The sequence below is a fragment of the Allobosea sp. P1_B10 genome, assembly GCF_056406735.1.
Window position 1 is genome coordinate 50117 of record NZ_JBFTZP010000002.1, and the last position, 24169, is coordinate 74285.

The window sequence follows — 24169 nt, forward strand, 5'->3', positions numbered from 1 at the left end:
CGCCGCACGATTGCGCCAAAAGCGTAATTATGAGTCCGCTATCGCAGGGGTTCACATTTCAATAAGCTCAAGCTTCGTGATAGCTGCCCTCGGACCGCGATCGGGACTCTTGACGAGAGCCGTACCGGGCCGACCGGCCGCCACGCGTGATGCAGACGAGGGAACCGATCATGAAAACATTTCTGCTGGCGACGCTGTCTGCGTCGGCGCTGATGGCGGCGCAGCCGCTCATGGCCAAGACGCTTATCTACTGCTCGGAAGGCAGCCCGGAGAATTTCGCACCGAGCGTGAATACGACCGGCACCTCATTCGATGCCAACACCCAGATCTATGACACCATTGTGCAGTTCGAGCGCGGCGGCACAAAGGTCGAGCCGGCGCTAGCCGAGAAATGGGACATCTCGCCCGATGGCCTGACCTACACCTTCCATCTGCGCAAGGGCGTGAAGTGGCACAACACGCGGGCGTTCAAGCCGACGCGCGAGTTCAACGCCGACGACTTCGTCTTCATGATCGAACGTCAGTGGAAGGAAGCCAATCCTTATTTCAAGGTCACCAGCTCGAACCATTCCTATTTCAACGACATGGGCATGCCCAAGCTGTTGAAGTCGGTCGACAAGGTCGATGACTACACGGTCAAAATCACGCTGACCCAGCCCGAAGCGCCCTTCCTGTCCGACCTCGCGATGCAATATGCCAGCGTGCAGTCGAAGGAATATGCCGATGCGATGCTGAAGGCCGGCACGCCCGAGAAGCTTGACCAGGATCCGATCGGTACGGGACCGTTCTCGCTGGTGCAGTACCAGAAGGACGCGATCATCCGCTACAAGGCCTTCCCGGATTACTGGGCCGGCAAGGCAAAGATCGACGACCTGATCTTCGCGATCACGCCGGATGCCTCGGTGCGCTGGGCCAAGCTGCAGAAGGCCGAGTGCCATGTCATGCCGTATCCGAACCCGGCCGACCTGGAGGCGATCAGGAAGGACGCGAATGTCCAGATCCTGGAGCAGCCGGGCCTGAATATCGGCTATCTCGCCTACAACACGACCAAGAAGCCGTTCGACAACGTCAAGGTCCGCCACGCCGTCAACATGGCGATCAACAAGAAGGCGATCATCGACGCGGTCTACCTGTCGAGCGGCATTCCGGCGATCAACCCGATCCCGCCGTCGATGTGGTCCTACAACGACGCCGTCAAGGACGATCCCTTCGATCCCGACGCCGCCAAGAAGGCGCTGGCCGAGGCGGGCTATCCCAACGGGCTCGAGATCGACCTCTGGGCCATGCCGGTGCAGCGCCCGTACAATCCCAACGCCAAACGCATCGCGGAGCTGATGCAGGCCGACCTCGCCAAGATCGGCGTCAAGGCCGAGATCAAGAGCTTCGAATGGGGTGAGTACCGCAAGCGCATGCAGGCGGGCGAACACCAGACCGGCATGCTCGGCTGGACCGGCGACAATGGCGATCCAGACAACTTCCTGCACACGCTGCTGGGTTGCGATTCCGCCAAGACCAACGGCTCGAACGTCGCCAAGTTCTGCTACCAGCCCTTCGAGGACCTGGTGCAGAAGGCCAAGACGACCTCGGACGTGGCCCAGCGCACCGAGCTCTACCGGCAGGCGCAGGTGATCTTCAAGGAGCAGTCTCCCTGGTTCACGATCGCCCATGCTGTGCAGTTGAAGCCTGTCCGCAAGGAGGTGAAGGACTTCAAGCTTTCGCCCTTCGGCCGGCACGTTTTTTACGGTGTCGACGTCAATTGATCCACTGGCCCGATTGATGCATTGACGGCTGGGCGCGGCCTGGAGGGGCCGCGCCTGTTTCCCATGGAGATCGCTATGTCTGTTCGCATGATGGCCGCTGCGGCGGCCCTCGGTTTGAGTACGCTTTTATATTCCGGCGGGGCCGGGGCGCAGGCGCTTGTCGTCTGCACCGAAGCCAGCCCTGATTTTCTGAATCCGCAGTTTTCCGGCCAGAACACCGCCTATGACGTTGCCGCTCAGATCTATGAGCGCCTGGTCGCCACCGAGCGCGGCGGTTCCCAGCTCATCCCGAGCCTGGCGGAATCCTGGACGATCTCCGAGGACGGCCTGAGCTACACGTTCAAGCTGCGCAAGGGCGTGAAGTTCCACTCTGTGAAGGGCTTTACCCCGACGCGGGACTTCAACGCCGACGACGTCATGTTCTCGTTCCAGCGCATGTTCGACGAGAGCCACCCCTACTACAAGGTCGGTGGAACCAATTACGGCTTCTTCAACGAAATCGTCAGGCCGAGCCTCAAGGCGATCGAGAAGGTCGATGCCGAGACCGTGCGTCTCGTGCTGTCCAAGCCGAACTCGCCGCTGCTGAGCGCTCTGTCTGTCGAGCCGATGTCGATCTTCTCGGCCGAATACGCCGAGGCGATGGCCAAGGCCGGCACGCAGGAGCAGGTCAACTTCGTTCCCGTCGGGACCGGGCCTTTCGCGATGACGTCCTACCAGAAGGACGCGACGGTCCGCTTCAAGGCGATGCCGGATCACTGGACCAAGAAGGTCGGCAACAAGGACCGCATGGCCCTGGTCAGCGACCTGATCTTCGTGATCACGCCGGATGCTTCCGTGCGCTACGCGAAGGTCAGGTCGGGCGAGTGCCAGATCGCGCGCTATCCCAACCCCGGCGACCTGCCGGCCATGAAGGCGGACCCGAACCTGAGCATGCTGCAGGGCAGCATCGCCGACCAGAGCTTCCTCGCCTTCAATCAGGACAAGAAGCCCTTCGACGACAAGCGCGTCCGCGAAGCCCTGATCTATGGGACCAACATCCCGGCGATCATCGACGCCGTCTACCAGGGCACCGGCAAGCAGGCGGTCGCCGCCGTGCCGCCGTCGCTGTGGTCGCATCATGACGGCCTGAAGCCGCGCCCCTACGATCCCGAGAAGGCCAAGGCCCTGCTTGCGGAGGCCGGCTACAAGGACGGCTTCGAGACCGTGCTCTGGGCGATTCCGGTCGTCCGCGCCTATATGCCGAACGGCCGTCGCGCCGCCGAGCTGATCCAGGCCGATTGGGCCAAAATCGGCGTCAAGGCGACGATTCAGAGCTATGAGTGGGGCGAATACCTCAAGCGTGGCCGCGCCGGTGACCATCAGGTCGGCATGTTCGGCTACACCTGGGACTATCCCGATCCGAGCCAGATCCTGACCTCGGGCTGGACCTGCGCAGGCGCCAAGTCGGGCACCAACCGTTCGCGTTGGTGCAACCAGGAAGCTTCAGCTGCCCTGCTCAAGGCGAGCGAGCTCACGGACCAGGGCGAGCGGACCAAGCTGTATCGCCGCTTCCAGGAGCTGCTGAATGAAGATGCAGCCGGCCTGTTCTTCGCCAATGCGCAGGCGTTCACGCCGGTCCGCAAGGAAGTGAAGGACTACAAGATCCACTTCTTCGGTGGTCAGCCCTTCTACGGCGTCTCGCTGGTCAAGTAACGAACAAGACCGGGCGCGCAGCTTTGCTGCCGCGCGCCCGGCTCAAGCATGATCGACGGGGGAACGGGACGGCTGTGCGTATCTATATCTCTGCAGACATCGAGGGCATCGCGGGCGTGGTTTCGCGCGCTCATACGCGGCCCGAAGGCTTCGAGTACCAGCAGGCCCGGATCTGGATGACCGACAGCGTCGCCGCTGCGGCCAATGCGGCCTTCGCAGCCGGTGCGACCGATGTCGTGATCAGCGACAGCCATGGCAATGCGCAGAACCTGCTGCTCGATCGCCTGCCCAGGCAGGTCGAGGTGGTCCGCTCCTGGCCACGGCCGCTTTCGATGATGCAGGGTATCGAGCATGGCCGCTTCGATGGTGCGTTCTTTATCGGCTACCATGCCGGCGCGACCAATCCCGGCGGCATCCTGGCCCACACATTCTACAGCGCGGTCGTGCGTGACATTCGCGTCAACGGCATGTCTGCGCCTGAATCCCTTATAAACGCCGCGATCGCCGGGCATTTCGATACGCCGGTCCTGCTGGTCAGCGGCGACGACGTCTGCATCGCGGAGACGAAGGCGATCCTGCCGGGTATCGAGGATGTAACAGTAAAATGGGCGCATAGCAGGCTTTCGGCGCGGACTCTGATGCCTGAAGCGTCGTATGAGCTTATCAGCGACGGTGTTACGAGGGCGCTCTCGCGGCGAGCCGAGATCAAGCCGCACCGCATCCCTGGCCCCATCACGCTGGAACTCGACTACCTCTATCGGCAGCCGGTGGAATTCATTGCCATGCTCAAGGGCGTTGAGCAGATCGACGCGTTCACCATCCGCTATATTGCCGACGACATTCTCGACCTCCAGCGCTTCCTCGTGTTTGCGCTGGGCTACAACCCGACCCTGCAGTAACAGGGCGCAATTAGGTTTCCGATGCTCCGTTTCATCTTCACGCGCGTCAGCCTGGTGATCCCGACCTTTATCGGCATCACCATGCTCGCCTTCTTTTTGATCCGCCTGGTTCCGGGCGATCCGATCGAGACCATGGCCGGCGAGCGCGGTATCGACGCCGCACGCCATGAAATCCTTCGCAAGGAACTGGGCCTGGACCGGCCCCTGCTCGTGCAATACGGCGTCTATATCGATCGGGTCCTGCGGGGCGACCTCGGCAAGTCGATCGTGACCAGCGAGAGCGTCGTCTCCGAGTTCCGCACGCTGTTCCCCGCGACGATCGAACTTGCGCTCTGCGCCATCCTGCTGGCCCTGGCGATCGGACTGCCGGCGGGCATCATCGCGGCGGTCAAACGAAACTCGATCTTCGACCACGGGGTGATGGGTCTATCGCTGACCGGCTATTCCATGCCGATCTTCTGGTGGGGCCTGCTGCTGATCCTGCTGTTCTCGGTCCAACTCGGGATCACACCCGTCTCTGGCCGGATTGCGGTGCAGTACTACATCGAGCCCGTGACCGGATTCCTGACCATCGACAGCCTGATGGCGGGTGACTTCGGCGCATTCAAATCGGCGCTGTCGCACCTGATCCTGCCGACGATCGTGCTCGGCACGGTGCCGTTGGCGGTGATCGCGCGCATGACGCGCTCGGCGATGCTCGAGGTGCTTGGCGAGGACTATATCCGTACTGCGCGCGCCAAGGGCATGGCCCCGCTGCGGGTCGTGGCGCTGCATGCGCTGCGCAACGCGCTGATCCCGATCATCACCGTCATCGGCCTGCAGGTCGGCGGGCTCTTCACGGGCGCCATCCTGACCGAGACGATCTTCTCCTGGCCGGGAATCGGCAAATGGCTGATCGAGGCGATCAGCCGGCGCGACTATCCGATCCTGCAGGGTGGCACGCTGCTGCTCGGCATCGTGGTGATGAGCGTCAATCTCTTCGTCGATCTGCTCTACGGGCTGATCAATCCCCGCATCCGGCACGCGCGCTGAGGGGGCTACGATCATGACAACCGAAACTCTCGAAACCCCTGTCGCTGCCGCCCCGAGCGGAACACCGCCTCATCCGCTGCGCGAGTTCTGGAGCTATTTCAGCGCCAACCGCGGCGCTGTGGCGGGCCTCGTGGTGATCACGCTGGTGATCATCGCGGCCGTTTTCGCCGATATTCTGGCGCCGCATTCGCCCTATCTGACCAACAACGCAGTTTTCCTGAAGCCGCCGGTCTGGCAGGAGGGAGGCTCCTGGAGCTATCCGCTCGGCACCGACGCGATCGGGCGCGACATGCTCTCGCGCCTTCTCTATGGGGCGCGCCTCTCGCTGATCATCGGCCTTGCGGTCGTGGCGCTGGCCATGGTCCTGGGCATCGTGCTCGGACTCGTTGCCGGCTTCTTCAAGGGCGTCACCGAGATCGTCATCATGCGGCTGATGGACATCGTGCTGACGATGCCGAGCCTGCTGCTCGCGATCGTCATCGTCGCGATCCTCGGGCCCGGCCTGACCAATGCGATGCTGGCGGTCGTGATCGTGGTGCTGCCGCATTACGTGCGCATCACCCGCGCCGCCGTGGTCGCCGAGATCTCGAAGGACTATGTCATCGCGGCGAAGGTCAGCGGCGCCGGCACATTGCGCCTGATGTTCAGCGAGGTCCTGCCCAATTGCGCGGCCCCGCTGATCGTGCAGGCGACATTGGGTGTCTCCACCGCCATCCTTGATGCCGCCGCGCTCGGCTTCCTGGGCCTCGGCGCCCAGCCGCCGACCCCGGAATGGGGCACGATGCTGGCCGACGCCCGCGAATTCGTCCTGCGCGCCTGGTGGGTGGTGACACTGCCCGGCCTCGCCATCCTGATTACGGTCCTCGCGTTCAACCTGCTCGGTGACGGGCTACGCGACGCGCTCGACCCCAAACTGAAACGCTAAAGCCCATGCCACTCCTCGAAATCGAGAATCTGAGAGTCGAATTTCCGACATCCGCCGGCCTGCTCAAGGCGGTCGACGGCATCAACCTGACGCTGGAAGAGGGCGAGATCCTCGGCGTCGTCGGCGAGTCCGGCTCCGGCAAGAGCGTCACCATGCTCGCGCTGATGGGTCTGGTCGCCTATCCCGGCAAGATCACGGCCGACAAGCTGCGCTTCGACGGTCGCGACCTGCTCGCCATGTCCGACAGGGAGCGACGCCACCTGACGGGCAAGGACGTCGCCATGATCTTCCAGGAGCCGAGCACGAGCCTCAACCCGTGCTTCACCATCGGCTTCCAGATCATCGAGACCCTCAAGAAGCATGAGGGGATGGACACCAAGACGGCGCGCCGGCGCACCATCGAGCTGCTCGAACAGGTCGGCATCCCTGCGCCCGAAAGCCGGATGAAGTCATACCCGCACCAGCTCTCGGGCGGCATGAACCAGCGCGTGATGATCGCGATGGCGATCGCCTGCAATCCGCGCCTGCTGATCGCCGACGAGCCGACGACCGCGCTCGACGTCACCATCCAGGCGCAGATCCTGGACCTGCTGGTTTCCCTGCAACGCGAGCGCGGAATGGCGCTGGTCCTCATCACCCACAACATGGGCGTGGTGGCCGAGACGGCACAGCGCATCATGGTGATGTATGCCGGGCAGATCATGGAGGAGCGCAACGTCGCCTCGCTCTTTGCCGCCCCGCAGCATCCGTATTCGGCCGCGCTGCTGGCGGCGCTGCCTGAGCGCAGCGTGGGCGAGACCCGCCTTGCAACCATCCCCGGCATGGTCCCGGGACTGCATGACCGGCCCAAGGGCTGCCTGTTCAGCCCGCGCTGCGCCTTTGCCACCGATCATTCGCGGCAGGTCCAGCCGGAGCTGCGCAAATGGCAGGACGGCCAGATCCGCTGCCATTATCCCCTGGGAGATCCACAGCGCGAGGCGATGCGAGCGGCCGGCGACGGGCGCCTGATCGGGACGGAGCCGAGCCTGTGACCCAGCCCATCATCATTGCCAAGGACCTGACCCAGACCTACGCCATCAAGCGTGGCCTTTTCCGCGCGCCGGCTGGCCTGCAGGCGGTCAGCCGCGTGTCCTTCTCCGTCGAGGCTGGCAAGACGCTGGCCGTGGTCGGGGAATCCGGCTGCGGGAAATCGACGCTCGCCCGCATGGCGACGCTGATCGAGACGCCGACCTCGGGTGAACTAACACTGGACGGCGTGGACGCGATCCATCCGCCGTCCTCCGAGACGCGACGCCTGCGTCGTACCGTGCAGATGGTCTTCCAGAACCCCTATGGCTCGCTCAATCCGCGCAAGCGTGTCGGCTCGATCCTCGAAGAGCCGCTGCTGATCAACACCGAGCTGAGCAAGGGCGAGCGCACCGAACAGGCGCGCGCCATGATGGCCAGGGTCGGCCTAAGGCCGGACTACTACAACCGCTATCCGCACATGTTCTCCGGCGGCCAGCGCCAGCGCATCGCGATCGCGCGCGCATTGATCCTGTCGCCGAAGCTCCTGGTGGCGGACGAGCCGGTCTCGGCGCTGGATGTGTCGATCCAGGCGCAGGTCCTCAACCTGCTGGCGGATCTGCAGGATGAGCTGAAGCTCGCCTATCTCTTCATCTCGCATGATCTCGGCGTCGTCCGGCACATCGCCCATGAGGTGATGGTGATGTATCTCGGCCATGCCATCGAGCATGGACCGAAGGAACTGGTCTTCGCCCGGCCGCTCCATCCCTATACGCAGGCGCTGCTCGCCTCGACGCCCAGCGTCTCGACCGAGAAGCGCAAGCGCATCGTGTTGAAGGGCGAATTGCCGTCGCCGCTGAACCCGCCGAAGGGCTGCGTGTTCTCGACGCGCTGCCCCTATGTGACCGATCTCTGCCGGACTGAACGCCCCGCGGCACGGCCGCTCGACCAGCGCCTCGTGGCCTGCCACTACGCGGAGCGCTTCCTGGCCGAGGCTGCCTAACCAGCCGGACTGGTCGTCCGGATCGCGAATACGCAAAGGCGCCACTCCCTGCTGAGCGGCGCCTTTTTCATTTGGCGAAGCGAACGCCTGGTGGACCGGGTCTCGAACTCAGCCCCGGCCGGCGACGACGACAAGGCGCTTCACCTCGCCGCGGAGATAGGCCTGCAGGAACTTGTCGTAGTCCTTGAACGAGACGCAGCCATTGGAATCGCCGTTCGGACCGAGCAGATAGGTGTGCGTCAGCAGCCCTGCGCGGCCGTAGATCGCAGCGCTGCCGCCGACCGGATTGAGCCGCAGGGCGCGCACGCCGTGGAACAGTGCCTCGCGCATGCTCAGCGTATAGGTGTGCGGCGGCGTCGCGCCGCGCATCCGCAGATGGACATTGCTGGGGTCGTCCATGTGCTCGCCGAGACCGGAATGGGCTTCCAGCTTCTCGCCATTGGGCATGTAAACGGTGCGGGCGCTGATGTCGTAGATCGCGGTCGCCTGCGCCGTGCTGGGCGCGGGGGTGACCAGCGGGCTCAGCCTGCGGCCGCGACCGGCGTCGATGATGTCATCCTGCGGCGCAGCGTAGGCCAGTGCGGTGCTTGCCGGAGCCCGCTCGACGCCGAAGAGTTTTTCGAAGAACGAGCGGTTGTCTTCGGGCGTGGCGGCGGCCGCGGCGGCTGTCCTGTTGCGGCGCAAGGAGGGGCGCTCGGCGGCGCGCGGACGCTCGGGGGCCGCCTGCGGGTTCAGGTCGGTGGGACGCGGGATCGGGCGCGGCGCATCCGCGACGATGCGCGGCTTGTCGAGAGGCAACGGCGGCAGCGCCAGTTGGGCGGGCGGCGTGGCCTGCACCGGGTCGGGCACGGCCGCCATGTCGAAGGGCGCCGGAACCGTGGGCGCGGGAGCTTTTGGCGCGACAGCGGAGGCGCGGAAACCGGCATCGAAGGGCGGTGCCTGCTTCAGGGTTTGCGGTGGGGCGCCCAGCGAATAGCCGGGGTCGAGCAAGGGATTGTAGGGGCTTGCCTTGGCCATCCTCTGCGGAGCGGGCATGGATGATGCCGACTCGGTCGACGCGGGCTGCGGCGCATAGATGTCCGAGAGCGCGATCACCGCGAGGGCGCCCATCGCCACAATGCCGGCGGGTATCGCGAGGCGGGACAAGCTGAGGCGTGCGGCTTTGCCGCCTGACCTGCGGGACGTGATACTCATGGGCCGCACTCTCGGGATACTCAGATACTGCTCCCGACCCCGGACACGCAGCGGCGCAGGGCCCGCTCGCCGCAACTCGATCGTGAGCCGCGAGCAGACCGCCTTCCGGCAGCGTCGTCAGTGGAGGGAAGCCCCAAACTCGAACTGCCTCCATAGGACGCGCGCTTGGTTAATCGGCGGTGAACCGGATCCGTCTTTTTTGAGGGGATAGGTGAGGCGATATCGCCTGCGGCCCGGCGCGCGATCCTGCGCTCAGGCGTCGCCTGCCTGGCGCTTGCGCCGCAGGGCGCCGATGAGCCCCGCGCCCTTGACCGCAAGCACCAGCGCGAAGGTCAGGACGATGATGACGAAGGCTGCCGCCGCGATCGCCGGGCTGATGTTCTCCCGCAGCGAGGCGAACATCTGGCGCGCCATGGTGGTCTGGTTGGGGCCTGCGACGAAGAGCGTGATCACGACCTCGTCGAGCGAGGTCGCGAAGGCAAAGACCGCGCCGGTGAGGATGCCCGGCATCGCCAGCGGCAGCGTGACATTGCGAAAGACCGCAGTCGGTGCTGCGCCCAGGCTGGCGGCGGCCTTTTCCAGCGCGGGGTCGATGCTAGCGAGCGAGCCCGAGACATTGACCAGGACGAAGGGCACGCAGAGCACGGCATGGGCGATGATCACGCCGGGATAGCTGCTCGCCAGACCCATGCGGGCATAGAGGATCTGCATGCCGACGCCGAGCACGACAGCCGGCACCACCATCGGCAGCAGGAAGATCGAGCGCAGCAGGCCGGAGAACGGCACGAGCTCCCTTCTCAAGCCGAGCGCGGCCAGCGTCCCGACCACGGTGGAGAGGAGCGTGGCTCCCGAGCCGATGATCAGCGAGTTGACGATCGAGCGCTTCCAGGCATCGCTCGTCGCCAGCGTATTGAACCACCGCAGCGAGGGGCCGCTGATCGGGTAGGTCAGGAAGACGCTGTCGGTGAAGGCGAGCGGCAGGATCGCGACCAGCGGCAGCAGCAGGAAGGCCACGACGAGTGCCGCGAAGGCCAGCCTCGCCGCGCCGAAGGCCAGCGCGCCGGGCGTGGCTGCGAGGTTTGGCGAGGCCGCGCTCATGCCTGCCCCAGAGGCGTGCGTGAGAGCCGGCCATAGACGATGTAGAGCACGGTCGTCGGCACCAGCAGAAACAGCCCGAGCGCGCCAGCCATGCCCCAGTTGGCGGTGCCCGTCGCATAGAAGGCGATGACGGAGGAGATCATCTGGTCGCCGGCGCCGCCGGTCAGCGCGGGGGTGATGTAGTAGCCGAGCGCCACCATGAAGACGAGCAGCGAGCCCGAGAGCAGGCCGGGCATCGCCAGGGGGAGCAGGACATGGCGGAAGGCCTGGAGCGGCCTGGCGCCTAGCGCGGCGGCGGCCGGCATGAGGTTGCGCGGGATTGCGACCAGGCTGGCATAGATCGGCAGCACCATGAAGGGCAGCAACACATGCGTCATGGAGATCAGCACGCCGGTGCGATTGTAGATCAGCGGCAGCGAGGCATCGATCAGGCCCAGCGCCTTCAGGATCTGGTTGATCAGCCCCTGGTCCTGCAGGAGGATCATCCAGGCGGCGGTGCGCACCAGCAGCGAGGTCCAGAGCGGCAGCAGCACCGCCAGCAGCAGGAGATTGCGCTTCCAGCCGGTGAGGCTTGCAGCCAGCATGGCAAAGGGGAGGCCGATCGCGGCGCAGGCCAGCGTCACCTGTGCGGCAATGACGAATGTCCGCAGCATGATCGCGCGGTTGACCGCCATGTCGGGAGCGACATGCTCGATCGCCCCGCCATCACCGCGCTTGAGGTCGACCGCGGCGAGCAGGTTGGCGTCGGTATAGGCCGGCATGCCTCGCTTGAGCGCGAGCCAGAAGGCGGTCTGGCTCCAGCGGGGATCGATGCTCTCGAGCTTCGGGGTGGCATCGGGACCGGCATTGCGCAGCGCCGTGACCGTGCGCGGGAGCAACGTGCGGAAGCCAGCCTGCTGGCTGTTGAGGCTGCGCACGGCGTCGCCAAACACCTCCTGCACGACCTCGCTGCGCAGGTCCTTGACGAGGGCATCCTGAACCTCGGGCGAGGGCAGGCCGTCGCCGTTCCATTGCGCGATCGCCACCGCCGTATTCGGGAAGGCGAGGCGCACCGTGCCGCCCTGCACGGAGGTCGCGATCATCGTCCAGAGTGGCCAGACGAAGAACAGGCCGAGGAAGACGATCAGCGGCAGCACCAGCAGCGATGCTTTCAGGCGGCCGGACCTCATGGCGCCACCAGCGTGCAATCGTCCCTGTTGAAACTCACGAACGCCTGGGTTCCGACCGACAGTACGACGTCGCGGCGACCGGCCTTGGCGACGAGCCGCTTGCCCTGCCATGTGAGGTGCACGCGGACATGGTCGCCATGGTAGACGTCGTCCTCGACCGTGACGGGCAGCGCGTTCGAGGCTGCAGGGTCATTGCCGAGATGCAGCATTTCCGGCCGGATCGAGACCAGCGCCGGGGAGCCCACCGCAAATCCCTCGGGCGCGTTGCAGTCGACGGAGCCCCCGCTGGCGAGCGCGACCGAGGCGAGGCCGCCGGACGAGGCCGAAACCGTGCCTTCGAGCAGATTGGTCTCGCCGATGAACTCGGCGACGAAGCGGGTGCGCGGGCGATCATAGAGACCCGACGGCGTATCGAGTTGCTCGATCTTTCCGCGATTGAGTACCGCGACGCGGTCCGACATGGTCAGGGCCTCGCCCTGGTCGTGGGTGACGAAGATCACGGTCAGGCCGAGCTTGCGATGCAGTTCGCGAATCTCGAGCTGCATATGCTCGCGCAACTGCTTGTCGAGCGCGCTCAGCGGCTCGTCCATCAGCACGACCTTCGGCTCGTAGACAATCGAACGCGAGAGCGCGATGCGCTGCTGCTGGCCGCCCGAGAGCTGGATCGGCTTGCGATCCCGGAGATGGCCGAGCTGGACGAGATCGAGCGCGCGCAAAACCCGTGCCTCACGCTCGGCCCTGCCGACGCCGCGCATCCTGAGCGGAAAGGCGATGTTCTCGGCGACCGTCATATGCGGAAACAGCGCGTAGTTCTGGAAGACTACGCCCATGTCGCGCTTGTAGGGCGGCAGGCGCTCGACGCGCTTGCCGTCGACATGGATCGCGCCGCCGGTGGGTGCCTCGAAGCCGGCCAGCATCATCAACAGGGTGGTTTTGCCCGACCCCGAGGGGCCAAGCAGGCTGACGAACTCGCCTTGCCCGACATTCAGGTCGAGTGCGTCGACGACCTTGGCCGCGCCGAATGCCTTGCTGACGTTTTCAAAGCGGATGAACGCTGCCGAAGCGGGCAAATGGAAGTCCTTCAACTGAATGGCCGGCGCGAGTTAGGCGCCAGCCATTGTGACCATGCGTCTCGGTTGAGCCAAGCCTTGCGGCCCTAGCTACTTGCCGAGCCAGGCGTTGAAGCGCTTCGTCAGGTCCTCGATGTTGTCGTTCCAGAAGTCGATGTCGATCGAGATCGCGCCCGAGAGGTTGGCGGGCGAGGTCGGCAGGTCTGCCGCGAGATCGGCCGGCACAGCGGCTGCGGCTGCCTTGTTGGGCAGGCCATAGGCGATGTCCTGCGGCAGCTTGGACTGGTTTTCGGGCAGGCTGGCGAAGGCGATGAAGTCCATCGCGGCGTCCTTGTTCGGGCTGCCCTTCAGGATAACCCAGCTGTCGACGGCATAGATGCTGCCGGGCCAGACGGTCTTGAACTTGGTGCCCTCGGTCTTGTTGATGCCGCTGATGCGGCCGTTATAGGCCGAGGTCATCACGACCTGCCCGGACTTCAGGAGTTGCAGCGGCTGCGCGCCGGATTCCCACCAGATCATGTCGCCCTTGATCTCGTCGAGCTTCTTGAAGGCGCGATCGACGCCACCCGCGCCGCGCAGGGTCGCGTAGACGTCCTTGGCGGCGACGCCATCGGCCATCAGCGCGAATTCGAGCGCGTATTTCGGGCCGCGGCGCAGCGCGCGCTTGCCGGGGAATTTCTTGGTGTCCCAGAAATCGGCCCAGGAGGTGGGGGCGGTCTTCAGCTTGTCGGAATCGTAGGAGAGCATGGTCGACCAGACGATGGCGCCGACGCCGCAGTCATTGACGGCGCTTTCGAGGAACTTGTCCTTGCCGCCGAGCTTGGCCCAGTCGATCTTCTCGTAGATGCCGTCGGCGCAGCCGATCGCGAGTTCGTCGGCCTCGACCTGCACCGCGTCCCAATTGGGCACGCCCGCCTTGACCTTGGCCTGAACCACGCCGACGCCGCCATCCCAGGACTCGTCAAGGACAGGTTTCCCGGTCTTGTCGGCGAAGGGCTTGAAGTAAATTTTGCGCTGCGCGTCTTGGTAGTTGCCGCCCCAGGATACGACGGTGAGGTCGCGCGCGGAGGCTGCCCCAAAGGCTGAGAGCATCAACCCCGCCGCAAGTCCGGCGCTGCCTATCACATGCTTGAAGCTTGCCATGATCGTCTCCCGTTTTGTTTGCCGCCTCGGAATTCGCCCCTCGCGAATGCCAAACCAGTCCTTGCCGACCATTGGAGCCCTGATCGCGTTTTCGCGCTAGTGGCCCCGCGTGGATCATGTCGAAAAATCAGGCACCGATCTCCTGCAGCAATTGTGCCGGGGCCAGGCGCAACGCCGCCGCCCGGCGGTGGCCCTCCAGGCCCTCGCTGGCGCTCTGGCGCATGGCCGGCGGCGCAACCGCCGCGACGCCGCGTTCGTCGAGCCACTGATGGGTGCAGGTTTTCAGGTAGGAACCGACCCATAGGCCGCCGGTGTAGCGCCCGGCCGCCATGGTCGGCAGCGTGTGGTTGGTGCCGCAGCACTTGTCGGAATAGACCACGCTGGCGGCGACGCCGATGAAGATCGAGCCGTAATTGCGCAGTTTCCTCGCGGTCGCCTGGGCATCGCGCGTGTGCACCTCGAGATGCTCGGCGGCGATGTGGTCCGAATAGGCCAGCATTGCAGCCTCGTCGGCGCAGACGACGATCTCGCCGTAATCGCGCCAGGCCTCTGCCGCGACGCCGGCGGTCGAGAGGTTGCCGAGCTGGCGCTCGACCTCGGACAGCGTCGCCTCCGCCAGCGCGCGATCGGTCGTGATCAGGCCGACGCGGGTGCGCACGTCATGCTCGGCCTGGGCGAGAAGGTCGACCGCGATGGTGACGGCATCGCCGGTCTCGTCGGCGACGACGAAGATCTCGCTGGGGCCGGCGAGCTGGTCGATGCCGACCAGCCCGAAGACCTGGCGCTTGGCCTCGTTAACATAGGCATTGCCGGGACCGACGATCTTGTCGACTGCCGGGATGCTCTCCGTGCCGAAGGCCATGGCCGCGATCGCCTGAGCGCCGCCGATGCGAAAGATGCGGCCAGCTCCGGCGAGGTGGCAGCCAGCGATCATCGCCTGATGAGCGCCCGGAGGCAGGCAGGCTATGACCTCGTCGCAGCCGGCGACCTTTGCCGGCACGATCGTCATGATCGGCGCAGACAGCAGGGGGTAGCGCCCGCCGGGGACATAGGCGCCGATGCGGGCGATCGGGATGATGCGGTGTCCGAGATGCAGGCCGGGCAGGGGCTCGACCTCGAGCGGCAGGATTGTCTCGCGCTGGGCCTGGGCAAAGGAGCGCACGCGCTCGATCGCAAATTCGGTGTCGGCGCGGGTCTGCGGATCGAGTGCCGCGACGGCGGCGTCGCGCTCGGCGGCGCTGACCTCGAAAGTCTCGACCTCGACCTTGTCGAAGCGGCGGGAGTAATCGCGCAGTGCGGCATCGCCGGTCTGGCGGACGTCGTCCAGGATCTGCTTCACAGTCGCCTCGACCGGGGCATTGTCGCCCCATGCGCTGCGCCCGGGCTGCTTGATATGGGTCAGCTGGCTTGCGAGCTGCGGGTCGAGTTTCGCCATGGGGTCCGCCTGGGGTCGTGGATAGCCCTGGCATTGACGGCTCTTCCGGCGCTGCACGCAATAGCGTGCGGCGGGCGTGTTGAGGATATTCACCAAGGCGCGTAGCGTCAGGCACGCCGCTTTCGGCGGGGAACAACGCGAGGGGATGCCATGAAGATCGGCGACAGGCTGCGCGAGTTGCGCATGAGGCGCAAGCTGAGCGTGCGGGCCGTGGCGCTTCGCTCGGGGATCTCGCATTCCTCGATCTCGCTGATCGAGCGCGACCTGATCAGCCCGTCGCTCGACACGCTGCATGCAGTGCTCGACGCGCTGGGTACGACATTGCCGGGGTTTTTCCTCGATCTTCAGACGAATGCGCCGCGCAGCCCCTTCTGCCGGGCGGACGAACTGACCGAGATCGGCCGCAGCGATGCGATCTCGTACAGGGTGATCGGCATGGGTTTCCCGAGCCGCTCGATGCTGATGCTCCATGAAACCTATGCGCCCGGGGCCGATACCGGCGAGGCCTTTTCGCATTCGGCGCAGGAGGGCGGGCTGGTCCTGAGCGGCGCAGTCGAGATCACGGTCGCCGGGCAGACGGCTGTTCTTGGGCCAGGCGATGGTTATTATTTCGACAGCCGCGAGCCGCATCGCTTCAGGAACGCGGCCGAGGGCACGAGCCAGATCGTCAGCGCGATCACGCCGCCGACTTATTGAGGAACGGGATTTCGAGCGGTGCGCCGCGCGATCGCGCCATCATCCCGGGACACCCTTTCGGGGCGGCCGGGATGACGCGTGTCAGTGGTTGCGGGGCGTCACAGCACCGAGGACATGCCCCCGTCGACGTAGATGATCTGGCCGTTGACGTAGTCCGAGGCTGCCGATGCCAGGAAGACCGCTGCGCCGACCAGTTCCTGGGGCTTGCCCCAGCGCCTGGCGGGCGTGCGGCCCTTGACCCAGGCGTCAAATGTCGGGTTCTCGATCAGCGCCTGGTTCATGTCGGTGATCATGTAGCCCGGCCCGATCGCATTGGCCTGGATACCGTGCTCGGCCCATTCCGCAGCCATGGCGCGGGTCAGCATCTTGATGCCGCCCTTGGCGACCGTATAGGGCGCGACCGTGGCGCGTGCGAGCTCACTGGTCAGCGAGCCGATATTGATGACCTTTCCGTGGCCGCGCGCGATCATGCGCTTGGCCGCCTCGCGACCGATCATGAAAGCCGAGGTCAGGTTGGTGTTGATGACGCGCTGCCAGTCTGCGGTCTCGAGTTCGACCATCGGCTTGCGGAACTGGATGCCGGCATTGTTGACCAGGATATCGACCGCGATGCCGGCGTCGTCGAAGAGCGAGAAGGCGCGCAGGATGTCGGCCTCGCTGGTGACGTCGAAGGCGGCGGGCTCGGCGGCGCGGCCCTGCTCATGGAACTGCGAGACGGTCTCGGCGACCCTGACCGGGTCCGTGCCATTGACCAGGATGCGCGCGCCGGCATCCGACAGGCCCTCGGCCATAGCGCGGCCGAGACCACGCGAGGAGCCGGTGACCAGCGCGGTCTTGCCGGTGAGATCGAAGAGGGGATTGCTCATCGCTTGGACTTTCACAGGCTGGAGCTGCGGACGGTCAGGTCCGGGCGCTCGAAGACGGCGGGCAGCAGCTCGACGCCGAGGCCGGGGCCCTCCATCGGGAAGACGTAACCGTCCTTGAACACCGGCATGGTGGTGATGAGCTCGTTGTACCAGCCGGTGTAGAAGGCGCGCACCGATTCCTGGATCAGCGTATTCGGCTGGCTGAAGGAGGCATGGATGGCGGCGATGAAGCCGACCGGTCCGATGCAGTCATGCGGCGCGAAGGGGCGGTGATAGGTGTCCGCCATCGCCGCGATCTTACGGCCTTCGGTGAGGCCGCCGGTCCAGCACAGGTCGACCATGACGATGTGCATGGCATCGCGGTCGAGCATCTCCTTGTAGGGGAAGCGCGAGCCCAGCGTCTCGCTGGCGCAGGTCGAGACGGTGGTCGAGCGGGCGAACTCCGCCAGAGCCTGCGGCGAGTTCATCCGGATAGGATCCTCGTACCAGGTCGGGCTGTACTGCTCGAGTTCGCGGGCGATCTTGATCGCCGTCGGCAGGTTCCAGAGCGAATGGAACTCGACCATGATCTCCATCTTGTCGCCCACGGCCTTGCGGATCTTCTCGAAGGGCTCGCAGGCCTTGCGCATCTGCGCGGGCGTGATGTGCAGCCCCTGGTTCTCGATCGCGGCAGGGTCGAACGGCCAGATCTTCATCGCCGTGATGCCGCTTTCGAGCAGGCTCTCGGCGACTGCGTCGGCCCGGTTCATGAAGCCGCCGAGGTCTTCATAGGGGCCTTCCGTCGCGCCCAGGTTCCAGGTCGAGACCGGTTTGATGTTCTGCGAGCGGACATAGTTGTAGCCGGCGCAGGTGTTGTAGATGCGCTGCTTGTCGCGGCACAGGCCACCCAGCATCTGGTGCACCGGTTGCCCGCAAACCTTGCCGAAAATGTCCCAGAGCGCGATGTCGACGGCCGAAGTCGCGCGCGACTCGACGCCAGTCGAGGCCTGCGCCATCGGCAGGTTGGTCATCTCGCGATGCAGCGCCTCGATATGCAGCGGGTTCTTGCCGAGCAGGCGCATCGCCAGCGTATCGTGCAGATGGGCTTCGACTGCGCCTGCGCCATAGAAGGTCTCGCCGAGGCCGATGATGCCGGCGTCGGTGTGAACGCGCACCCAAAGAACGTTGGCGAACTCTTCGGTCCGCAGCGTTTCGATTTTGGTGATTTTCAAGGTCGGCCTCCCATGGCGGCGGCGCCTTCGCCGGGTTCGAGCCCCTGGGAGCGCCTTCAGCGGTTGCGGTCTCTGGCGGGGACCATAGATGCGCTTGTAAAATATCACAACATGTTTATGGTGACGCCTAAAGTGGGACCGCTCGAACGAGTTCCGCCCGGAGGGAATTGCAGGAATGGCCAAGCGCGCGAGCCGGCCCACGCTGATCGAGGCAGATGCCGCTGGCGCTCCCCAGCGACGCAATCGCGTCAACCTGTTCGATCTCGCCTATCAGCGCATCGAAGAGCTGCTGGTGACCTGCGAACTGGCGCCGGGCCGTTTCCTCGCCATGCAGGACCTCCAGGACATCACCGGCTTTGGGCGCACCCCGGTGCATCACGCCGTGAACCGGCTTGCGGCCGACACGCTGATCGTCATCCGCCCGCGCCATGGCCTGCAGATCGCGCCGATCGACCTGGCGCGCGAGCGGGTGCTGCTGCATCTGCGGCGGGATATCGAGCGCTTCGTGATCCGGCTCGCGGCCGAGCGGGCAGGGCCCTCGCATCGCAACCAGATGCTGCACATGGAGCGGCTGTTGCGCGAACGCCGCGACGGGCTGACGCTCGCGGAATTCAACACGCTCGACCGGCGCATCGACCAGATGGTGCTGGCGGCTGCGGCCGAGCCCTTCCTCGAGCACACGCTGAGGCCGCTGCACACGCTCTTCCGGCGCATCGGCTTCATCCACCACAGCTACATGGTCGAGCAGCCCAGCCTCGCCAGTTCGATCGATCATCACCTGGCGGTGCTGAATGCGGTCGCGACGCGCAACGCCGAGCGGGCGGTCGCGGCCTCGGACTCGCTGATCACCTTCGTCGACGCGATGTTCGACGAGATGGAAACGCGTATCGATCCCTCCCTCCTGGACTGCAGCATCGAGCCCCTGCTCGGCGCGCTCACGGCAAGAAAACGGTCATAGCCATGCGTATCATCTTCCACGGCGAGAACGCCGCTTCCTTCAGCGCCGGCTTTGCCGAACTGGTCGGCCCCGAGGCCGAGGTCGAGATCCTGCCGGACGTGCTCGACAGCGAGGCCGAGCGCGAGGCCTATGCGCAGGCGCAGGCCGTGATCGGCGTCAAGTTCGACGCGACGCTGCCGATGCCTGCCGGGCTGAAGCTTTTTCACGTTCCCGGAGCGGGCTACGACGCCGTGAAGCTCGACCTGCTTCCGCCCGGGACGAGCGTCTGCAACTGCTTCGGCCATGAGCAGGCGATCGCCGAATATGTGATGAGCGCGCTGCTGGCCCGCAACATTCCGCTGGCGGATGCCGACCGGCGCCTGCGCGAGGGGGACTGGGCCTATTGGGCGGGCTCGCCGGATCGCGTCCATGGTGAGATCGCGGGCAAGACGATAGGGCTGCTGGGCTTCGGCCACATCGGCAAGGCGATCGCGCGGCGCGCCAAGGCGTTCGAGATGAACGTCCATGTCGCCAACCGCAGCGCAGTGGCGACCTCCGATCTCGTGGATCGCGCCTTCACCCTCGACCAGCTCGGCGCGTTCTGGGGTAGCGCCGATTATATCGTCGTTTCCGTGCCTCTGACGGCAGAAACGACGGGGATCGTGGATGCTGCGGCGCTCGCGGCCATGCGTGCGGATGCCGTCATCGTCAATGTCGGGCGCGGGCCGACGATCGACGAGGCAGCGCTGTTTGCGGCGCTGAAAGCCGGCGCCATCGGTGGCGCGATCATTGACACATGGTATCAGTATCCCGGCCCGGGCCAGATCGGTATGTTCCCGGCGAAACTGCCTTTCCACGAGCTTTCAAACGTTTTAATGACGCCGCACATGTCGGGCTGGACCAGCGGAACCATCCGTCGGCGACAGCAGACCATGGCCGACAATATCAAGCGGTGTTTCGCGGGCTCCTCGCTCCAGAACCTCGTTCGAGAAGGAACGCGATAGGATCTGACTCCGACCAACCGGCCGTCCGAAGCCGGGACACAAAATCAAGCAATTGCAAACCAGGGAACGCATCAATGAGCTTTTCGAAACATCTGAAGATCGCCGGCTTGGCTCTGGCGATGGGGGCTGGCCTGCTGGCCGCGACCCAGGCTTCCGCGCAGTCGGTGACCGACATCATCAAGCGCGGCTCGGTCAAGATCGGCGTGCTGATCGGCGCTCCGCCCTATGGCTCCGTCGATTCGCAGGGCAATGCGATCGGTTATGACGCGGACGTGATCGCGCTGATCGGCAAGTATCTCGGCGTCAAGGTCGAGATGGTGCAACTGACCCCCCCGGCCCGCATCCCGGCGCTGGAAGCCAACAAGGTCGACTTCCTCGTCGCGACGCTCGCCCCGACGCCCGAACGCGCCAAGGCGGTGATGTTCTCGATCCCCTACAGCGCCTTCCAGACCGGCGTTTACGCCAAGAAGGGCGTCGCGATCAAAACCTGGGATGACCTCAAGGGCAAGAAGGTCGGCGTCAACCGCGGCTCGAGTGTGGAGCGCGAGTTCACCAGCCGCGAGAAGGAGCTGAACCTCACCATCCTGCGCTTCGAGGATGACGCCACTACCATGCAGGCGCTGTTCTCCGGCCAGGTCGAGGCGATTGCCGGTCCGGACGCCCAGGCCAACGCAGCCATGAAGGCGCGCGGCGAGACCGAGACCGAGCTCAAGTTCGTCTTCGGCGTGCAGCCGAACTCTATGACCATGCGCAAGGACGCCTATGAGCTGCGCCAGTGGCTCAACAACTTCATCTATTACGTCAAGCAGAGCGGCGAGCTCGACGCGATCGCCCAGAAGTGGGTCGGCAGCCCGCTGCCGCCGCTGCCGACCTTCTGATCAGGCCGCCTGATCAGCCCTGCTGACGAGTCGGCGCGCGATCCAGCGCGCCGGCGATCCTCGCCTCGAAGGCCGAAGGAGCGCGCCGTTGCTCTTCCAAGACGTCATATCCAGATGGCCCATGATCCTGAACGGGGTCATGCTGACGATCGCGCTCTCGTTCATCGCGATCGGCCTGGGCCTCGTCCTTGCGACGCTGATGACTGCGTTGCGCAGCCTGGCGGGTAGCTGGGCCGGCTACCTTGTCGACGCCTATGTCGAGCTGATGCGCAACACGCCGTTCCTGGTGCAGCTCTTCATGATCTTCTTCGGCCTGCCGCAGCTCGGCATCCGGCTGAACGGCCTTGAAGCCTCCATCCTGGCGATGACGCTGAACCTCGCGGCCTACGCGACCGAGATCATCCGCGCCGGCGTCGATTCCATTCACAAATCGCAGATCGAGGCCGGTATGGCGCTCGCCATGAGCAAGCGCCAGGTGCTGCAATATGTCGTGCTGCAGCCGGCCTTCGCCCGCGTCTGGCCGGCGCTGTCGAGCCAGTTCGTGCTGATGATGCTGGCTTCCAGCATCTGCTCTTTCGTGTCCGTGCAGGAGCTCTCGGGCACCGCGGCGATCATCGAGCAGGACACGTTCCGCAGCTTCGAGACCTACATCATCGTCACCGTGATCTACCTCGTGCTGGCGCTCTCGTTCAAACTCTTCCTGAACTGGCTTGGCCGAAAGCTCTTCCCGCAGGTCTCCGGTCTCGCCCGCCTCACCGAAGCGCATGGGGAGGCCGCCTGATGCAGACCTTCGGTTGGCCTGAGGCCTATTTCATCCTGCGCTCGGCGAGCTGGACGCTTGCCCTGACGGCGATCGCGTTCGTCATCGGTGGCCTGATCGGCGGCGTCTTCGCGATCATGCGCCTGTCGCGCGTCAAGTTCCTGCGGCGCTTCGCTGCCGGCTACATCCTGGTGATCCAGTCGATCCCGGTGCTCATGGTGCTGTTTATGAGCTATTACGGGCTCTCGGCCGTCGGCATCGAGCTGCCGCCCTTCTTCGCGGCCTCGGCTTCGCTGGCGATCTATGTCTCGGCCTATCTCGCCGAGATCTGGCGTGGGTCGATCGAATCCGTGCCTCGCCAGCAATGGGAGGCCTCGGCCTCGCTGGCGATGACCACCAGCCAGCAATATCGCTACATCATCCTGCCGCAGGCGATCCGGATCTCGCTGCCGCCAACGGTGGGCTTCCTCGTTCAGCTCGTGAAGAACACCTCGATCGTCCAGGTCGTGGGCTTCGTCGACCTGATGCGCGCGGGCATGCTGGTCAACAACGCGACCTATCAGGCCTTCCAGATATTCTCACTGGTCGCCTTCATCTATTTCGCGATCTGTTTCCCCCTGTCCCGGCTCAGCCGCCATCTCGAAAAGGTGATGAATGCCAGCCGTTCTCATTGAAGACGTCCATAAGCGCTTCGGCGCGCTCGAAGTCCTGAAGGGTGTCTCGCTCAGCGTCGATGCCGGGCAGGTCGTTGCCATCATCGGCCGCTCGGGCTCGGGCAAGTCGACGCTGCTGCGCTGCATCAACGGCCTCGAGAGCTTCCATGCCGGCAGGATCGAGGTCGCCGGCCATGCCCTGACGCAGGACCCCAAGAAGCTGCGCGAGCTGCGCAAGGACGTCGGAATCGTCTTCCAGAGCTACAACCTGTTCCCGCATCTCACGGTGGGGCAGAACATCATGCTCTCGCCGCGGATCACGCAGAACGTGCCGCAGTCGCGCGCGCTGGAACTCGCCAAGGATGTGCTGGCGCAGGTCGGCCTGTCCGAGAAGTTCGACAGCTACCCGGACAACCTCTCCGGCGGCCAGCAGCAGCGTGTCGCCATTGCGCGCTCGCTCGCCATGCAGCCCAAGGTGATGCTGTTCGACGAGGTCACCTCCGCGCTCGATCCAGAATTGACCGGCGAGGTCCTGATCGTCATGGAAAAGCTCGCCAAGGCCGGCATGACCATGCTGCTCGTGACCCATGAGATGAACTTTGCCCGCAATGTCGCGAGCACCACGGTTTTCATGCATCAGGGCAAGATTTGGGAGAGCGGGCCCTCGAGGGAGCTGTTCGCGGCCCCGCAGACGCCGGAGCTCCAGAACTTCGTCAGGGCTGGCGCGCACTAAATCGGCAGGGGATCGTCCGGGGGCGGTTTCATCCCGGGCGACCGCAGGTGCGGGATTCCGCATCAGCGCGGACTGGCCGCTGGTCCGGGTTGACCGGTCGGTTCAGCGTCGTCGGGGTCTGCGATCGGCGCCGTCGGGCGGTGCGATCCCCGTCTCGTCCGAGATGATCAGCTCGCAGCCTGCCTTGGCGATCATGGCCGAGGTCGCCGGGCCCGGCTTCCTGTCCGTGATCAAGGTACTGAACGCGCCGAGATCTGCGAGGCGCGAGGTCGCGACGCGCGCGAATTTCGAGTGGTCGGCCAGCATGATCGAACGCCTGGCGTTGCGGAGCATGGCGCGGCCGACTACCGCCTCCTCGTCGCGATATTCGAGCAGGCTGCCATCGGGCGCGATGGCCCCGATGCTGGTCAGGAGCAGGTCGCAGCGATAGTTCTCGATGCTGGCGACAGCAGCGATCCCGCCGACCGCGCGATTGAGCCCGAGCCAGCGCCCGCCCGTGATCTCGATCGAGATATCGGGGCAGTTCTCCAGGATCGTCGCGGCCGAGGTGCTGTTGGTCACCACGCGCAATCCGCCGGGACGGCGCTCGGCGATCGCCTTTGCAAGCGCGTCCACCGTCGTGCCCGGAGTCAGGAACAGCGAGCTTCCGGGCTTGACCAACTCGGCCGCCACGGCGCCGATCGAGGCCTTCTCTGCCGCCGTCTCGACATGGCGCAGGTCGTAATCGGCATTGGCGGTGCTGAGATTGGCGCTCGCCCCGCCATGGTGGCGCCGCAGCAGGCCGCGATCCGACATGTCCTGTAGATCGCGCCGCAGGGTCTGTGGCGTGACGTTGAAGGCAGCCACCATCTCCTCGATCGCGAGGTAGCCGCGCCGGGACAAGATATCGAGAATTTCGCTGTGGCGTTTGTTGAGTGCGGCCATTCTGGCGGCATGAATACAGGGGCGCGGATGCCCAACGCAATGCGCGTTTCCGAAAATGTGAGTTGCGAAAGAGAAAGCTTGC

The 24169-nt window shown here is 65.1% G+C and carries 23 protein-coding genes; 14 read left to right on the forward strand and 9 right to left on the reverse strand.

Annotated elements, in window-relative coordinates:
- The first annotated feature begins 170 nt into the window (after positions 1-170).
- From AC1D2L_RS04910 to AC1D2L_RS04940, 7 genes are all read left to right on the forward strand, one after another.
- Positions 171-1760, forward strand: a complete 1590-nt coding sequence (locus AC1D2L_RS04910) for an ABC transporter substrate-binding protein (protein WP_476844722.1) — start codon at positions 171-173, stop codon at positions 1758-1760.
- A 75-nt stretch (positions 1761-1835) separates the two neighbouring features.
- Complete coding sequence (locus AC1D2L_RS04915) at positions 1836-3452, forward strand: ABC transporter substrate-binding protein (protein ID WP_476844723.1); 1617 nt, start codon at positions 1836-1838, stop codon at positions 3450-3452.
- Between the two features lie 74 nt (positions 3453-3526).
- The gene (locus tag AC1D2L_RS04920) at positions 3527-4351 is read left to right on the forward strand and encodes a M55 family metallopeptidase (RefSeq protein WP_476844724.1); all 825 of its coding nucleotides are present in this window, start codon (positions 3527-3529) and stop codon (positions 4349-4351) included.
- Between the two features lie 21 nt (positions 4352-4372).
- Positions 4373-5383: an ABC transporter permease subunit gene (locus AC1D2L_RS04925; RefSeq protein WP_476844725.1), complete on the forward strand. Its 1011-nt coding sequence runs from the start codon at positions 4373-4375 to the stop codon at positions 5381-5383.
- A gap of 13 nt (positions 5384-5396) precedes the next feature.
- The gene (locus tag AC1D2L_RS04930) at positions 5397-6308 is read left to right on the forward strand and encodes an ABC transporter permease subunit (RefSeq protein ID WP_476844726.1); all 912 of its coding nucleotides are present in this window, start codon (positions 5397-5399) and stop codon (positions 6306-6308) included.
- Positions 6309-6313: 5 nt separating this feature from the next.
- The gene (locus AC1D2L_RS04935) at positions 6314-7339 is read left to right on the forward strand and encodes an ABC transporter ATP-binding protein (protein WP_476844727.1); all 1026 of its coding nucleotides are present in this window, start codon (positions 6314-6316) and stop codon (positions 7337-7339) included.
- Complete coding sequence (locus AC1D2L_RS04940; protein ID WP_476844728.1) at positions 7336-8316, forward strand: peptide ABC transporter ATP-binding protein; 981 nt, start codon at positions 7336-7338, stop codon at positions 8314-8316. The genes AC1D2L_RS04935 and AC1D2L_RS04940 overlap by 4 nt, the downstream gene beginning before the upstream one ends.
- 108 nt (positions 8317-8424) lie before the next feature.
- Here AC1D2L_RS04940 and AC1D2L_RS04945 read toward each other — a convergent pair whose 3' ends face one another.
- The 6 genes from AC1D2L_RS04945 to hisD all read right to left on the reverse strand — a co-directional run bounded on the left by AC1D2L_RS04945 (position 8425) and on the right by hisD (position 15425).
- The gene (locus AC1D2L_RS04945) at positions 8425-9510 is read right to left on the reverse strand and encodes a DUF2778 domain-containing protein (protein WP_476844729.1); all 1086 of its coding nucleotides are present in this window, start codon (positions 9508-9510) and stop codon (positions 8425-8427) included.
- 252 nt (positions 9511-9762) lie between these two features.
- A complete protein-coding gene (locus tag AC1D2L_RS04950) occupies positions 9763-10608 on the reverse strand; it encodes an ABC transporter permease (protein WP_476844730.1) in 846 nt (281 codons plus the stop codon).
- Complete coding sequence (locus tag AC1D2L_RS04955; protein ID WP_476844731.1) at positions 10605-11777, reverse strand: ABC transporter permease; 1173 nt, start codon at positions 11775-11777, stop codon at positions 10605-10607. The genes AC1D2L_RS04950 and AC1D2L_RS04955 overlap by 4 nt, the downstream gene beginning before the upstream one ends.
- A complete protein-coding gene (locus AC1D2L_RS04960; protein ID WP_476844732.1) occupies positions 11774-12847 on the reverse strand; it encodes an ABC transporter ATP-binding protein in 1074 nt (357 codons plus the stop codon). The genes AC1D2L_RS04955 and AC1D2L_RS04960 overlap by 4 nt, the downstream gene beginning before the upstream one ends.
- Positions 12848-12937: 90 nt before the next feature.
- Positions 12938-13939, reverse strand: coding sequence for an ABC transporter substrate-binding protein (locus AC1D2L_RS04965; RefSeq protein WP_476845211.1), 1002 nt, complete (start codon positions 13937-13939; stop codon positions 12938-12940).
- A 178-nt stretch (positions 13940-14117) separates the two neighbouring features.
- On the reverse strand, positions 14118-15425 hold the full coding sequence (gene hisD / locus AC1D2L_RS04970; protein ID WP_476844733.1) for a histidinol dehydrogenase: 1308 nt from the start codon (positions 15423-15425) through the stop codon (positions 14118-14120).
- 150 nt (positions 15426-15575) lie between these two features.
- Here hisD and AC1D2L_RS04975 point away from each other — a divergent pair, with 150 nt between their 5' ends.
- Positions 15576-16121, forward strand: coding sequence for a cupin domain-containing protein (locus tag AC1D2L_RS04975; protein WP_476844734.1), 546 nt, complete (start codon positions 15576-15578; stop codon positions 16119-16121).
- A gap of 98 nt (positions 16122-16219) precedes the next feature.
- On the opposite strand, the gene AC1D2L_RS04980 is transcribed toward AC1D2L_RS04975, so the two are convergent.
- Both AC1D2L_RS04980 and AC1D2L_RS04985 read right to left on the reverse strand, forming a co-directional pair.
- Positions 16220-16987: an SDR family oxidoreductase gene (locus AC1D2L_RS04980; RefSeq protein WP_476844735.1), complete on the reverse strand. Its 768-nt coding sequence runs from the start codon at positions 16985-16987 to the stop codon at positions 16220-16222.
- Between the two features lie 11 nt (positions 16988-16998).
- A complete protein-coding gene (locus AC1D2L_RS04985) occupies positions 16999-18198 on the reverse strand; it encodes a mandelate racemase/muconate lactonizing enzyme family protein (RefSeq protein WP_476844736.1) in 1200 nt (399 codons plus the stop codon).
- 175 nt (positions 18199-18373) lie between these two features.
- Here AC1D2L_RS04985 and AC1D2L_RS04990 point away from each other — a divergent pair, with 175 nt between their 5' ends.
- The 6 genes from AC1D2L_RS04990 (at position 18374) to AC1D2L_RS05015 (ending at position 23163) form a co-directional block, all read left to right on the forward strand.
- Positions 18374-19156, forward strand: a complete 783-nt coding sequence (locus AC1D2L_RS04990) for a GntR family transcriptional regulator (RefSeq protein ID WP_476844737.1) — start codon at positions 18374-18376, stop codon at positions 19154-19156.
- Positions 19157-19158: 2 nt separating this feature from the next.
- Positions 19159-20139, forward strand: a complete 981-nt coding sequence (locus tag AC1D2L_RS04995) for a 2-hydroxyacid dehydrogenase (protein ID WP_476844738.1) — start codon at positions 19159-19161, stop codon at positions 20137-20139.
- Positions 20140-20213: 74 nt separating this feature from the next.
- Positions 20214-21017, forward strand: coding sequence for a transporter substrate-binding domain-containing protein (locus tag AC1D2L_RS05000; RefSeq protein WP_476844739.1), 804 nt, complete (start codon positions 20214-20216; stop codon positions 21015-21017).
- A gap of 121 nt (positions 21018-21138) precedes the next feature.
- Positions 21139-21798, forward strand: coding sequence for an amino acid ABC transporter permease (locus tag AC1D2L_RS05005; RefSeq protein WP_476844740.1), 660 nt, complete (start codon positions 21139-21141; stop codon positions 21796-21798).
- Positions 21798-22451 (forward strand): amino acid ABC transporter permease, encoded by a 654-nt coding sequence (locus tag AC1D2L_RS05010; protein ID WP_476844741.1) that lies wholly within the window; start codon positions 21798-21800, stop codon positions 22449-22451. Before AC1D2L_RS05005 ends, AC1D2L_RS05010 begins: the two co-directional genes overlap by 1 nt.
- Positions 22432-23163, forward strand: a complete 732-nt coding sequence (locus AC1D2L_RS05015) for an amino acid ABC transporter ATP-binding protein (protein ID WP_476844742.1) — start codon at positions 22432-22434, stop codon at positions 23161-23163. Before AC1D2L_RS05010 ends, AC1D2L_RS05015 begins: the two co-directional genes overlap by 20 nt.
- 102 nt (positions 23164-23265) lie before the next feature.
- On the opposite strand, the gene AC1D2L_RS05020 is transcribed toward AC1D2L_RS05015, so the two are convergent.
- Entirely contained in the window at positions 23266-24087 is an 822-nt protein-coding gene (locus tag AC1D2L_RS05020; RefSeq protein ID WP_476844743.1) for a DeoR/GlpR family DNA-binding transcription regulator, read from the reverse strand.
- Between the last annotated feature and the right edge of the window lie 82 nt (positions 24088-24169).